13 protein-coding genes are annotated in these 13,707 nt (G+C 32.8%); 7 read left to right on the top strand and 6 right to left on the bottom strand.

Features of this window, described 5'->3' with window-relative positions; all coding sequences use genetic code 11:
• Positions 1-28: 28 nt before the first annotated feature.
• From ABD941_RS05655 to ABD941_RS05665, 3 genes are all read left to right on the top strand, one after another.
• Positions 29-1,723 carry a T9SS type A sorting domain-containing protein gene (locus ABD941_RS05655; protein ID WP_345273059.1) on the top strand — a complete coding sequence of 565 codons (1,695 nt, stop codon included), beginning with the start codon at positions 29-31 and terminating at the stop codon, positions 1,721-1,723.
• Between the two features lie 80 nt (positions 1,724-1,803).
• Positions 1,804-2,784, top strand: a complete 981-nt coding sequence (locus ABD941_RS05660; RefSeq protein WP_345273060.1) for a LuxE/PaaK family acyltransferase — start codon at positions 1,804-1,806, stop codon at positions 2,782-2,784.
• Between the two features lie 51 nt (positions 2,785-2,835).
• Positions 2,836-3,282, top strand: a complete 447-nt coding sequence (locus ABD941_RS05665) for a YHS domain-containing (seleno)protein (protein WP_345273061.1) — start codon at positions 2,836-2,838, stop codon at positions 3,280-3,282.
• Between the two features lie 128 nt (positions 3,283-3,410).
• Here ABD941_RS05665 and tyrS read toward each other — a convergent pair whose 3' ends face one another.
• Positions 3,411-4,706: a tyrosine--tRNA ligase gene (gene tyrS / locus ABD941_RS05670; protein WP_345273062.1), complete on the bottom strand. Its 1,296-nt coding sequence runs from the start codon at positions 4,704-4,706 to the stop codon at positions 3,411-3,413.
• Positions 4,707-4,951: 245 nt separating this feature from the next.
• Here tyrS and ABD941_RS05675 point away from each other — a divergent pair, with 245 nt between their 5' ends.
• Complete coding sequence (locus tag ABD941_RS05675; protein ID WP_345273063.1) at positions 4,952-5,959, top strand: NAD-dependent epimerase/dehydratase family protein; 1,008 nt, start codon at positions 4,952-4,954, stop codon at positions 5,957-5,959.
• Here the strand turns inward: ABD941_RS05675 and ABD941_RS05680 are convergent.
• The 3 genes from ABD941_RS05680 to ABD941_RS05690 are packed head-to-tail and all read right to left on the bottom strand — an operon-like array spanning position 5,928 to position 8,529.
• Positions 5,928-6,458, bottom strand: coding sequence for a DUF4296 domain-containing protein (locus ABD941_RS05680; protein ID WP_345273064.1), 531 nt, complete (start codon positions 6,456-6,458; stop codon positions 5,928-5,930). The two genes, ABD941_RS05675 and ABD941_RS05680, sit on opposite strands and share 32 nt — an antisense overlap.
• Positions 6,455-7,798 (bottom strand): dihydroorotase, encoded by a 1,344-nt coding sequence (locus ABD941_RS05685; protein ID WP_345273065.1) that lies wholly within the window; start codon positions 7,796-7,798, stop codon positions 6,455-6,457. Before ABD941_RS05685 ends, ABD941_RS05680 begins: the two co-directional genes overlap by 4 nt.
• Positions 7,799-7,806: 8 nt before the next feature.
• On the bottom strand, positions 7,807-8,529 hold the full coding sequence (locus ABD941_RS05690; protein WP_345273066.1) for a polyprenol monophosphomannose synthase: 723 nt from the start codon (positions 8,527-8,529) through the stop codon (positions 7,807-7,809).
• A 119-nt stretch (positions 8,530-8,648) separates the two neighbouring features.
• On the opposite strand from ABD941_RS05690, the gene ABD941_RS05695 reads away from it, so the two are divergent.
• Both ABD941_RS05695 and ABD941_RS05700 read left to right on the top strand, forming a co-directional pair.
• Positions 8,649-9,296, top strand: a complete 648-nt coding sequence (locus ABD941_RS05695; RefSeq protein WP_345273067.1) for a DUF4271 domain-containing protein — start codon at positions 8,649-8,651, stop codon at positions 9,294-9,296.
• A 21-nt stretch (positions 9,297-9,317) separates the two neighbouring features.
• Positions 9,318-10,067 carry a uroporphyrinogen-III synthase gene (locus ABD941_RS05700; protein ID WP_345273068.1) on the top strand — a complete coding sequence of 250 codons (750 nt, stop codon included), beginning with the start codon at positions 9,318-9,320 and terminating at the stop codon, positions 10,065-10,067.
• A gap of 56 nt (positions 10,068-10,123) precedes the next feature.
• Here ABD941_RS05700 and pckA read toward each other — a convergent pair whose 3' ends face one another.
• Entirely contained in the window at positions 10,124-11,740 is a 1,617-nt protein-coding gene (gene pckA / locus ABD941_RS05705) for a phosphoenolpyruvate carboxykinase (ATP) (protein ID WP_345273069.1), read from the bottom strand.
• Between the two features lie 60 nt (positions 11,741-11,800).
• Positions 11,801-12,199, bottom strand: a complete 399-nt coding sequence (locus tag ABD941_RS05710; protein ID WP_345273070.1) for a DUF423 domain-containing protein — start codon at positions 12,197-12,199, stop codon at positions 11,801-11,803.
• 110 nt (positions 12,200-12,309) lie between these two features.
• Between ABD941_RS05710 and ABD941_RS05715 the strand changes: the two genes are divergently transcribed.
• A complete protein-coding gene (locus tag ABD941_RS05715; protein WP_345273071.1) occupies positions 12,310-13,674 on the top strand; it encodes a saccharopine dehydrogenase family protein in 1,365 nt (454 codons plus the stop codon).
• Positions 13,675-13,707: the final 33 nt, after the last annotated feature.

The following is a 13,707-nucleotide window of genomic DNA, read 5'->3' on the forward strand; positions in this document are numbered from 1 at the left end:
GTTTCTTAATTAATTAATCAACTTTTTTATGAAAAAACTTTACATTTTACTTTTTACTTTTTTAATTTCATGCCTCTCTTTTGGGCAAGAAATAGTTTGGATAGAAGAATTTGAATCTGATGGAAATGGCACAAGGTACACAACAACACCTGCAGAATTTAATGATGGGGCTACAGATTTTTTTACTAGAACAGATGGTTCAGATATAGCATCGTCATATACTATTACTAGTAGTGAAGCTGGAGGGTTTTATTTTGCCGCTATGGATACTGATGCTGAACCTCCAAATGCTGATGTTTGTACTTTAGAATTTGATGATATTGATATTGCAGGTTTTACCAACATGACACTTGTTCTAGACATCGCTGAAGATGACGATGGGACTAATGAAGACTGGGATAATGACTCAAGTTTTGTAGTTGAAATTGATTATGATAATTCCGGTAGTTTTATTGAATTACTGCGCATAGAAGCAAAAGCATTAAGGCCTGATGGCTCTTCAAATGATTTTAATAAAGCTCCAGCAGTAGATACCAACGCTGATGGTTTTGGTGATGGAACCGAAATTACTTCAGATTGGACCGAATTTGATTTACCCATAGGGACAGGAACCGTGGCTGATATAAGAATTACATTCAATAATTTAAATGATGGTGACGAAGATATTGCACTAGATTTTATTGGTATAGCTGAAGACTTAGACTTATTTCCAGAAATAAATGTAACTTCTCCTGCAGATTTTTCCGAATTCCCAGTTGGAACAAACAGTGTTGACATTACATGGACGACTGAAAACCAGCAAGCTGGGGATAGAATAGATGTTGTTGTAAACGGAAATGTTAATTCGGATGTAACTAGTCCATTTACAGTTGATACTTCTGGTGGTGGCGATTTTGATTGTCAAGTTCGTCTAATGAACGGAACTGATGAATTAGATAGTAATGGTGTATTCTTTTCAATATTGACAACTTCTACTTGTTTTGATTTAAGTGGTGGAGGTTCAGAACTATTTGAAATGGTAACAGTACAAACTAATACTGATTTAGATGAGTGGACGGAATCCTCTGGAACTTATTCTATGAATGGTTTTTGCGGTGGTGGTTGTGAAGAAACAGTTAATACTTGGTTAGTTTTTGGCCCTCTTGACTTAAGCTCTGCTTCTGATTTAATATTAGCTTTTGATGCTACTGAAAGTTTTGGAACTACTGATTTAGATATTCAATACGCAACAGATTACACGACATGTCCTTCATTAGCTACTTGGAACTCGATTGATATAATTGTTAATGCTGGTTCATACGAAGTAGATATATTTGCTGAAACAGGTGCAATATCTAATGTTTTTATAGGTATTCAATATCTAGATGATGGTGTTGATGGTTATTCAGATTGGGATTTATCAAACGTAGCCTTAGAAGCAGTAGGAAATTGTGCTATATTAGGTTCTAGACCAACTTCTAACTGTCCACCTCTTTCTGTAGAAGATAACCTTATTGATGGTTTTGAGATGTACCCTAACCCAACAAATTTAGGGTATATAAACATTTCAAGCAGAAGCAATTCTAAAATGGATGTCTCTGTTTATAGTATTTTAGGAAAACGTATTATTGGCAAAACCATAACTAATAATAAACTGGATGTTTCTAATTTAAATACTGGTGTTTATATTATGAAAGTAGAACAAGACAATGCATTTGTAACTAAAAAATTAGTTATTCAATAAATTACTTATACTATTATATTTAAAGCGTTGCTAGTAGCAACGCTTTTTTATTTTCTATACTTTTGTTTTTTTATAAAAGCATGATTGATACCAACGCCATTTTCAATATTAAAAATCAAACTGAATTTGAAGATTTAGCACTACAAGTTTTCAAGTTTCAATTTGAAAACAACAGTGTGTATCGGTCTTTTTGCGATTTACTATACAAACATCCCAGCGATGTAAAAACCATACAGGACATCCCTTTTTTACCCATTCAGTTCTTTAAAACACGAACTATTTTAAGTTCTAAATCGTCTGTTGAAACAACTTTTACCAGTTCTGGAACTACTGGAAGCACAACTAGCAAACATCATGTCACAGATTTAGGCGTTTATATTCAAAGCTTTACAAAAGGGTTTGAACAGTTTTATGGCAATATTGAAGATTATGTAGTTTTAGGGTTGCTTCCTTCTTATTTAGAACGCGAAGGTTCATCCTTAATTTATATGGTAGACACTATGATTAAAGCATCTAAACATGCTGAAAGTGGTTTTTATTTAAATAATATTTCTGAATTGAAGGACACTTTAATTAAAGCTGATGCTGAAGAAAAAAAAGTATTGTTAATTGGGGTCTCTTTTGCCTTATTGGATTTAATTGAAACGTATACATTTAACCTAAAACATACCATAATCATGGAAACTGGTGGTATGAAAGGTAGAAGGAAAGAATTGATTAGAACCCAACTTCACAACATATTGAAAGACGGGTTTGGCGTTGAAAATATTCATAGTGAATATGGCATGACCGAACTTTTAAGTCAAGGATATTCCAAAGGACAAGGTGTTTTTAACTGCCCGCCATGGATGAAAGTTTTAACCCGCAATACTGAAGATGCTCTTAGTATTCAAAATTATAATAAAACTGGAGGAATTAATGTTATTGATTTAGCCAATATTAATTCTTGTGCATTTATAGCTACTCAAGATTTGGGACGTGTAAATAAGGATGGGTCATTTGAAGTGATTGGGCGTTTTGATAATTCTGATATTCGCGGGTGTAACCTTATGGTGTTTTAAACTGTAAGGTCTTGATACATTTTAGACTTATTGTTAAACAAAAATTAGCACATGAAAAGTCTTATATTATTATTTACGCTTATCGTTTCATCAACTTATGCTCAAACCTTGGATTATAATACAAAAAAAGGGTTTGCTATAAATGGGTATGATCTTGTTGCTTATTTTAATGGTGAAGCTATTGAAGGAGACAAAGCATTTATTGCCAAATTTGATAGTATAAATTATAAATTTTCTTCTGAAGAAAACCTTAGTCTATTTAACAAAAACCCTAAAAAATACATCCCTCAGTATGGCGGTTATTGTGCGTATGCGTTAGCCATAAAAAATACTAAAGTATCTGTTAATCCAAAAACGTTTCAAATTAAAGATGGTAAACTTTATTTGTTTTATAATGCTTGGGGAACTAATACATTAGAATTATGGAATGAGCAAGACGCACTTAGTCTTCAAAAAAAAGCAGATAATAACTGGGAAGCGATTAAATTTAAAAAATAATGTATTCTTTATGTAAGATATTTTAAAGACTAACGACAAAATGTAAAACTAAGAAAAAGAAAAGTTTAGTTTTTAGTTGGTTGGTTAAATGTATAAAGCCTGAGCTCTCACTCAGGCTTTATTATTTTCTATACTATTTGCAATACAAAGTAATTCTTTTTACCACGTTGTAACAAGACAAATTTATTATTAATTAAGTCTTTAGAAGTAATCTTATAATCATCTTTTACTTTCTCCTTATTTACAGAAATTGAATTTTCTTTTAAAGCACGTCTAGCCTCGCCGTTAGATTTCAAAAAGCCACCTTTTTCTGCTAATGCTCCAATGATATCCAATCCGTTTTCAATTTCAGATTTTGCTATTTGGGTTTGTGGTACACCATCAAAAACATCTAAAAAGGTTTGCTCATTAAGTTGCTTTAAATCATCACTGGTAGATTTTCCAAAAAGAATATGACTTGCTTTTATGGCATTATCTAAATCTTCTTTAGAGTGTACCATAGCTGTAATTTCCTCGGCTAAACGTTTTTGCAACAATCTTAAATGTGGTGCTTCTTGGTGTTCCTTAATTAAGGCATTTATGTCGCTTTCCTTTAAAAAAGTAAAAATCTTAATATATTTTTCAGCATCAGCATCGCTAGAATTCAACCAATATTGATAGAATTTGTAAGGGGATGTCCTGTTAGCATCTAACCACACGTTACCCCCTTCGGATTTTCCGAATTTTGAACCATCAGATTTTGTGATTAACGGACAGGTTATGGCATACCCTTTACCTCCAGCTATTCTTCTGATTAATTCTGTTCCTGTAGTAATATTACCCCATTGGTCGCTCCCTCCCATTTGTATAGAACAATGGCTTGCTTTATATAAATGAAGAAAATCATAACCTTGTACAAGTTGATAGGTAAATTCTGTAAAACTCATCCCTTCAGAAGCATCTGATGAAATTCTATTTTTAACAGAATCTTTTGCCATCATATAGTTTACGGTAATATGTTTACCAACATCGCGAATAAACTCAAGAAACGAAAAGTCTTTCATCCAATCATAATTATTCACTAAAACCGCTGCATTTTCAGCATCACTTTCAAAATCTAAAAAATGTGCTAATTGTCCTTTTATGGCATCTTGATTATGGCGTAATGTTTTTTCATCTAATAAATTACGCTCATTAGATTTTCCTGAAGGATCCCCAATCATACCTGTTGCTCCACCAACTAAAGCCACTGGTTTATGCCCACAACGTTGGTAATGGGCCAATAGCATAATTGGCACCAAATTACCAATATGTAAAGAATCTGCCGTAGGATCAAACCCTACATAAGCACTGCGCATGCTTTCCATTAAATGTTCTTCTGCTCCTGGCATCACGGTATGTATCATTCCCCGCCATGTTAATTCTTCAACAAAATTCTTTATCATTCTTCTTATATTTTACAAAACTATGGCAAATATAAAAATACGTGTATAATTAGGCATGTATTATATGTAATTCTTTGGGTTAAAAAGACAAAAGACCGATGACTAATAATGGATAAAAATGCAGAAACAAACTAATCTTTTAGCACAAAGTCGTGAGTACGTAAAGTTTTAACCAAATACTGCGCTTGGGGCTGAAAACTAATTTTTTCTCTTTAGTTATTTTAAATAATCATTACTTTCGTTACATGATTTTAGTAACAGGAGGAACAGGTTTAGTAGGAGCACATTTGCTTTACAAACTTATTAATAGTGATGAAAAAGTAAGGGCTATTTACAGAAGCGAACATAAACTTAGCAACGTTAAGAGTGTGTTTTCTTGCTATACTGATGATTATGAATCTCTTTTTAATACTGTAGAATGGGTTCAGGTCGATATTTTAGATATCCCAGGACTTTCTGAAGCTTTTAAAGGTGTTAGTCATGTTTACCATTGTGCGGCTTTTGTATCATTTGAACCTGACAAGTATCAACTTTTAAGACAAACAAATATAGAGGGCACCGCTAATATTGTAAACTTATGTATATCTAATGCTATTGAAAAAATTTGTTATGTAAGCTCCATTGCTACATTAGGTCATGAATCAAACAATAAACCTATTACTGAGCACACCATTTGGAACCCTGAAGATGACAATAATGTTTATGCTATAACAAAGTATGGCGCCGAAATGGAAGTTTGGCGTGCAACCCAAGAAGGTCTAGATGCTGTAATTGTAAATCCTGGTGTGATTTTGGGTGCTGGTATTTGGCGCTATGGCTCAGGAAGTTTATTTACAAAAGCACATAAAGGATTAAAGCATTATACCTCTGGAACAGTTGCTCTTGTAACTGTTAATGATGTTGTTTCCATTATGATAGCACTTATGAATAGTCCTATTACCAATGAAAGGTTTGTATTGGTAGCAGAAAATTGGAAGTATAAAGATTTTTTACAGACTTTAGCAAAATCTGTTAATACCAAGGTTCCTAAACGCTTAGCAACTGCTAGGCTTTTGAATATAGCTTGGAAACTAGATTGGTTAAAACACAAACTAACTGGTAAAAGACGCCAATTGACTAAACATATAGCAAAGTCGTTAGATTCTGAGACAGATTATGATAGTAATAAAATAAAAACAGCTTTAAACTATAAATTTAAAGCTATTGATAAAGCTATTTTTTCTATTGGAAGTCTTTATCTGAAACAGGTTTAATCAGACTATTTTTTTGTTTTGATTTCTTTTTTAAAACCCCTTTTAAAGAATCTTCAATTTCAATTAAAACTATGGAATCTTTCTTGGTTTCTGTTGAAAGTAATTTTAGTGAGTCTTCTTCTCGTTTTGTTTGTTCTTTCCATTCTTTAGCTTCTAAATCCTTAAACTTAACTTTAAGTGCTTCTAAACTATCTCCAACCTTTTCATAGATTTCTTGATATTTTTTTATATGGAACGCATAATAATTATTACTTAAAGCAAACTGCAAACTATCAATATTGTGCTTTGTAAATACATAAGTATTTAAATCAACACCACTATCCCTCATTATTTTTTTATTGGCAGAACTTGCAGACGCTATTAGTTTAGAGTCAATTAATATATCTACCATTTTTTCCTTTGAAATTAAATTTTTAGGTTTTTTTGGTCCTTTCGCTCCATTACAGGCTGAAAGCATTACCATAAAACCTAAACAAATTATGAGGTGTTTTATAATCATCTGTTAAAAGTTAATCGCTTGGCAGATTTTACATTGCTAAACTTAGCATTTTGATACACCAAGTCACCATTTAAAAATGTATGGGTAACTCTGGATTTAAAAGTAGCACCTTCAAAAGGTGACCATCCACATTTATATAAAATATTATCTTTTGTTACGGTCCAAGGGTTATTTAAATCTACTAAAACCAAATCGGCAAAATAGCCTTCTTTGATAAACCCTCGTCTTGACACTTGAAATAAAATAGCGGGATTATGGCACATTTTTTCTACCACTTTCTCTAAAGATATTTTTCCTTTATGGTACATTTCCAACATAGCCGGCAAAGCGTGTTGCACCAACGGCCCTCCAGAAGGCGCACTGGTATAAACATTTTCTTTTTCTTCTTTAGTATGCGGTGCATGGTCTGTTGCAATAACATCTATTCTATCATCTAAAAGGGCTTTCCACAACTGGTCTCTATCGGCTTTGGTTTTCACTGCTGGGTTCCATTTTATAAAGGTTCCTTTTTTATCATAGTCTTCATCGGAAAACCACAAATGATGGATGCAAACTTCAGCAGTAATTTTTTTATCTTTTAAAGGTATTTTATTGGTAAACAAATTTGTTTCCTTTCCTGTTGACAAATGGAAGACATGTAATCTTGCTCCTGTTTTTTTTGCTAATTCAATGGCTTTTGAAGACGACAAATAACACGCTTCTTCACTTCTTATAATTGGATGATATTTAATAGGGATATCATCTCCAAATTTATCAAAATGTTTTTTATAGTTCTTTTTTATAGTGCCTTCATCTTCACAATGCACCGAAATAAGCATATTGGTGCTTTTAAAAATATTTTCTAAAACCTTTGGGTCGTCTACCAACATATTACCTGTTGATGAGCCTAAAAACAATTTTAAGCCTGCAACTTGGTTAACATCCAGTTTTAAAATTTCTTCTAAATTATCATTTGTTCCACCAAACATAAAAGAATAATTAGCTGAAGATGTTTTAGCTGCAATTTCAAATTTTTCTTCTAGCTTTTCTATTGTGGTGGTTTGCGGATTGGTATTTGGCATTTCAATAAACGATGTTATTCCACCAGCAATAGCCGCTTTAGATTCGGTTTCAATATTTGCCTTATGTGTTAATCCAGGTTCTCTAAAATGTACTTGATCGTCTATAGCTCCTGGCAAAATGTATTTGCCTTCGGCATCAAAAACCAACACATCAGCAGATTTTGCACTTATGGACGCTCCTATTTGTTTTATATATTCGCCTTCAATTAATATATCGCTGCTAAAAACAGTTCCTTCATTTACTATTTTTGCATTTTTTATAAGTGTTGTCTTCTTCATTTACCGTTCTACTTTTTAAATAAACTCTTCAGCTTCATTGAAATAACTCCAAAAATAGCTTCAGAAATAATTCCTGTATTTAATTTAGATTCTCCTCGTGTTCTATCCGTAAATATAACTGGAACTTCTATAATTTTAAACTTTTTTAAATAGGCCTTAAACTTCATTTCTATTTGAAAGGCATAACCTATAAATTTAACAGCATTTAAATCTATGGATTCTAGCACTTTCTTTTTATAACATACAAATCCGGCAGTGGTATCATGAATTTTCATCCCTGTAATTAAACGCACGTATTTTGATGCGCCATAAGACATGAGCACCCGAGCCATTGGCCAATTAACCACATTAACCCCTGTTTTATATCTAGAGCCTATGGCCATATCTGCCCCATCAATATGACATGCATTGTAAAGTTTAATCAAATCTTTTGGGTTATGCGAAAAATCGGCGTCCATTTCAAAAATATAACTGTATTTTTTTTCTATGCTCCATTTAAATCCATGAATATATGCTGTTCCTAAACCCGATTTTTCTTTTCGGATTTCTAAAAATAATCGATTTGGGAAATCGTCTTGAAGTTCTTTTACTTTTAATGCCGTTAAATCTGGTGAGTTATCATCTACAACAAGAATATGAATGGTATCAGATTCAGAAAACACGGCTCTAATAATAGCTTCAATGTTTTCTATTTCGTTATATGTTGGAATAATTACAACCGTTTCCTGCATATTGCCTTTAAATAAACCTTCAATTAGTTTTTAGCAAATGTACATTAATAAGTGTTTATTTATTTTAAATATTTCTTAATAATACACCACTATATTAAAAATTATAATAATTTTATCCCATGCTTCGTAATATTATTTCAAACGAATTATTTACTGTTTTAATTGTCATAGGCTTAGTCATTGTAGCTATTGCCAAATTAACAGACCCTAAGCGTTTTGATGATTTTATAATTGTTTTAGGAAACACTAAATACCTTAAGATTTATTCTAAAGACCAAAAATTTTTCGATAAGTTTGATGGTTTGCTATTTAGTAATTTAATCCTTTCTTTATCTGTATTCTGTTTTATTATTTATCAATACTTAACGGAATCTAATCAAGTTTCAATTAACACCATGTTTAAGTTAGCCTTTGGAATTGGTGTTTTCATACTTATAAAAGTACTTATTGAACGTTTAATTGGAAGTCTTTTTGAAATTGATAGTCTCATAGACCAATACCTCTTTCAGAAAATAAGCTACAAAAACTTTTTAGGAATTTTACTACTGCCAATAAACGCTTTATTACTGTTTAGTTTTCAGCCAACATTGCCTATAATCTACCTCATGATTATTTTATTGTTAATTGTAAATATAATTGGCCTAATTAGTTCATTTAAAACACATCAAAGTTTAATAAAAACCAACTTGTTTTATTTTATTTTGTATCTTTGCGCTCTTGAAATCGCACCCTATGTCATTTTGTATAAGGTGTTTGTTACCAAATAACGAAAAATACTACTTGCGCTTATGAAAGTGAAAACCATTTTAGTATCTCAGCCAGAACCTAAAATAGAGAACTCGCCTTACTTCGATTTACAGGAGAAACAACGCGTAAAAATAGATTTTAGACCTTTTATTCATGTAGAAGGTGTATCTGCTAAAGAGATTAGACATCAAAAAATTGATTTAAATAATTATACAGCTATTATTTTAACCAGTAGAAATGCGGTAGACCATTTTTTTAGAATTGCAGAAGAAATGCGTTTTAAAGTTCCAGACTCTATGAAATATTTTTGTCAGTCTGAAGCTGTTGCCTACTATCTTCAAAAATATGTGGTGTATAGAAAGCGTAAAATCTATGTTGGAAAACGTACGTTTGCGGAACTTTCGCCATTAATAAAGAAATATAAGGACGAAAAATTCCTGTTACCCAATACAGATAAAGTAAAGTCTGCAGTTCCTAATACTTTAAACGCTTTAGGTGTAGATTGGAAACAGGCTACATTTTATAAAACTGTAGTTAGCGATTTATCGGATTTAGCTAATGTATACTATGATGTATTAGTGTTTTTTAGCCCTTCTGGGATAGAATCATTATTTAAAAACTTTCCAGATTTTAAGCAAAACGAAACACGCATTGCTGTTTTTGGAAATACAACTATTAAAGCTGTTGAGGAAAAAGGCTTACGTGTAGATATTGCTGCTCCAACTCCTGAAACACCATCAATGACTATGGCGTTGCAAAAATATATTGAAAAGGCCAATAAAGGAAAATAAGTTTTTTGAAATAAAATTAAAAAGGGATGATTTTAAAATCATCCCTTTTTTTGTTTTTAAAACGCATAACGCTGAGGACCGCCACGTCTAATTTCTTCACTACAATGGTCTTCAAACTTTTTAAAGTTTTCACGAAATGCATTGGTTAATTTAAAGGCCATGGTATAATAAGCTTCATCATCATTCCATGTTGCTCTAGGACTTAAAACGCTAGTTGGGACGCCAGGGCATGTTCTAGGTTGTGCCACTCCAAAAACCGAATGTATATGGTAGTCATCATAATTATACAATCCTAAATGACCATCTAAAACTGCATTAATCATGGCGCGAGTATATTTTAATTTCATTCTAGTACCAACACCGTAAGGACCGCCTGTCCAACCCGTATTTATCAACCAAACATTAACACCAGCCTCAGTCATCTTTTTACTTAGCATTTCAGCATATTTAGAAGGGTGTAATGGCATAAACGGCGCTCCAAAACATGCCGAAAACGATGGTTGTGGTTCTTTTACTCCTGCTTCAGTCCCTGCCACTTTAGCGGTATAACCAGAAATAAAATGGTAGGCTGCTTGACTTGGAGTTAACTTAGATATTGGAGGTATTACTCCAAAAGCATCGGCTGTTAAAAAGAATATGTTTTTTGGGTTTTTCCCCATAGATGGGACTTGTATATTTTCAATATGATGAATTGGATAACTAACACGTGTATTTTGGGTAATAGATATATCTTCAAAATCTACATGACCAGATGCATCTAAAATCACATTTTCAAGAATAGCGCCTTTTTTAATGGCATCAAATATTTCAGGTTCATTGTCTCTTGATAAATTTATCACTTTGGCATAACAACCTCCTTCAAAATTAAAAATGGTATTTTCTTTGGTCCAACCATGTTCATCATCACCAATTAAACTTCTGTTTGGATCTGTAGAAAGTGTTGTTTTGCCAGTACCTGAAAGACCAAAAAACACAGCGGTATCACCTTCTTTTCCAACATTGGCACTACAGTGCATGGGTAAAGTGTCCTTAAATACTGGAAGGATGAAGTTTAAAGCGGAAAAAATCCCTTTTTTAATTTCACCTGTATAACCAGTACCTCCAATCAACGCTATTTTTTTTGTGAAATTTAAAATGGCAAAATTATGCTGACGCGTACCATCTGCATCTGGAATAGCCATAAAACCTGGCGCATTAACAACGGTCCATTCTGGAGAAAAACTTTCCAGTTCTTCATCTGTAGGACGTAAAAACATATTATAGGCAAACTGATTACTCCAAGGATATTCATTAATAACGCGAATACTCAGTTTGTAATCATCATCTGCGCAGGCATAACTATCTCTAACAAAAATTTCTTTGTCTGATAAATAATCGACAACCTTGTTATAGAGTTTATCAAATTGATCAACTTCAAAAGGAATATTGATATTACCCCACCATATTTTATCTTTGGTAATGGCATCTTTAACTATAAATCTATCCTTAGGAGAACGGCCTGTAAACTCACCTGTATTAACAGCCAGAGCACCAGAAGAAGCTTCAATGCCCAATCCTTTTTCAATGGAAATATCATGTAATGCCTCTGGTGATAATTGATAATTAACTTTGGCATTTTTTATGCCATACCGCTCTAACGAAATCGTTTTCGTAACCTGACTATAGTTTTCCATAATTTGATATAAAATTATTTATAATGCAAAATAAAGACAATTATTTCAAGTATCCTTAATTTAATTTCCTTTTTTAGATGAAATATTCAAAAAATCGACAAACATAAAACTCCATGCCAATATAAACGATAAACCGCCAATTGGTGTTACAAAACCAATCGACTTGAAATCGAAAGTTGTTAAGGTATTTGTTGCCAATCCGTAAATAGAGCCGGAAAAAAACAATACACCTAATATCACTAAGTAATACATCACTTTTTTTGTTTTTGGTTGAATTAAAGATGTTGTGCCAAGAAACAGCAATAAAATAGCATGGTACATTTGGTAACGAACACCGGTTTCAAAAGCCTGTTGGTTCTCTAGCGTAATCAGTTGTTTTAAGCCATGTGCCCCAAAAGCACCTAAAATGATACTTACTATCCCTAAGATCGATGCTGTAATTAAAATCTTTTTAGTCATATTTTTTAAATTATTCGTAACAAATACTTTTAATATTTATTAATTTCGTAAAATCAAATGCTATTTAGCACTTTGAAAGTATAAAACAAAATTACTCAACAAAACCCAATATGCGAAAGATTTTAATCATTGGTTCTGGAAAATCAGCATCTTACCTTCTTAAATACTTGTTAGATAAATCTATAACAGAAAGTCTATTTATTACTGTTGCCGATTTAAATATTGAAAATGCACAAAGATTAATTGGTAACCATCAGAACGCAAAAGCCATGACTTTGGATGTTTTTGATGACCATTCTCGTGTTGAAGCCATTAAAAGTGCAGATATAGTCGTGTCGATGCTTCCTGCCCGTTTTCACATAGAAGTCGCAAAAAATTGTATTTCATTAAAAAAGCACATGGTTACTGCATCGTACGTCAGTCCAGAAATGCAAGCCTTAGATGAAGACGCTAAAGCAAATGGACTCATACTCATGAATGAAATTGGGGTAGATCCAGGCATAGACCACATGAGTGCTATGCAAGTTTTAGATCGCATAAGAGATCAAGGTGGCACTATTATTTTATTTGAATCCTTTACAGGAGGTTTGGTTGCTCCCGAAAGCGACAATAACTTATGGAACTATAAGTTTACTTGGAACCCCAGAAATGTTGTTGTTGCTGGTCAAGGTAGTGCTGCCAAATTTTTACAAGAAGGGGCCTATAAATACATCCCTTATAACCGTTTATTTAGGCGCACTGAGTTTTTGGACATTGATGGTTTTGGACATTTTGAAGCCTATGCCAATCGAGATTCTTTAAAGTATCAAAGTGTTTATGGTTTAGATAATATTAAAACACTATACCGAGGTACCATGCGTCGTGTAGGTTTCAGTAGAGCTTGGAATATATTTGTAATCTTGGGCATGACCGACGACAGCTATACCATAGATGATAGCGAAAACATGAGTTATCGCGATTTTGTTAATGCTTTTTTACCTTACAGTCCTTCAGATTCTGTAGAATTGAAGTTAAGACATGCTCTAAAAATTGATCAAGATGACATTGTTTGGGACAAGCTTGTTGAACTCGATATTTTTAATGGAAAAAAACGTGTTGAACTCAAAAAAGCAACACCTGCACAAATTCTTCAAAAAATATTGATGGACAGCTGGACACTTACTAAAGATGACAAAGACATGATTGTCATGTACCACAAATTTGGTTACGAAAAAGATGGAAAACAGTACCAGATAGATGCGAATATGGTTGTGCTTGGCGATGACCACACCTATACAGCTATGGCAAAAACAGTAGGATTACCAGTTGCTATAGCTACACTTGCCATATTAAATGGAAAAATAAAAACTCCTGGTGTACAAATTCCTATTACGAAAGAAGTGTATCAACCTATTTTACAAGAACTCGAAACCTTTGGTATTATTTTCAACGAAAAAGAAGTGCCTTATTTAGGCTATAATCCTTTAAATAATTAGTTTTTGGGCGCCAGTTGGCGGGTAAGTTTAGTT

Origin of the sequence: Flaviramulus aquimarinus, from assembly GCF_039543205.1 — a bacterium.
Classification (GTDB): Bacteria; Bacteroidota; Bacteroidia; order Flavobacteriales; family Flavobacteriaceae; genus Flaviramulus_B; species Flaviramulus_B aquimarinus.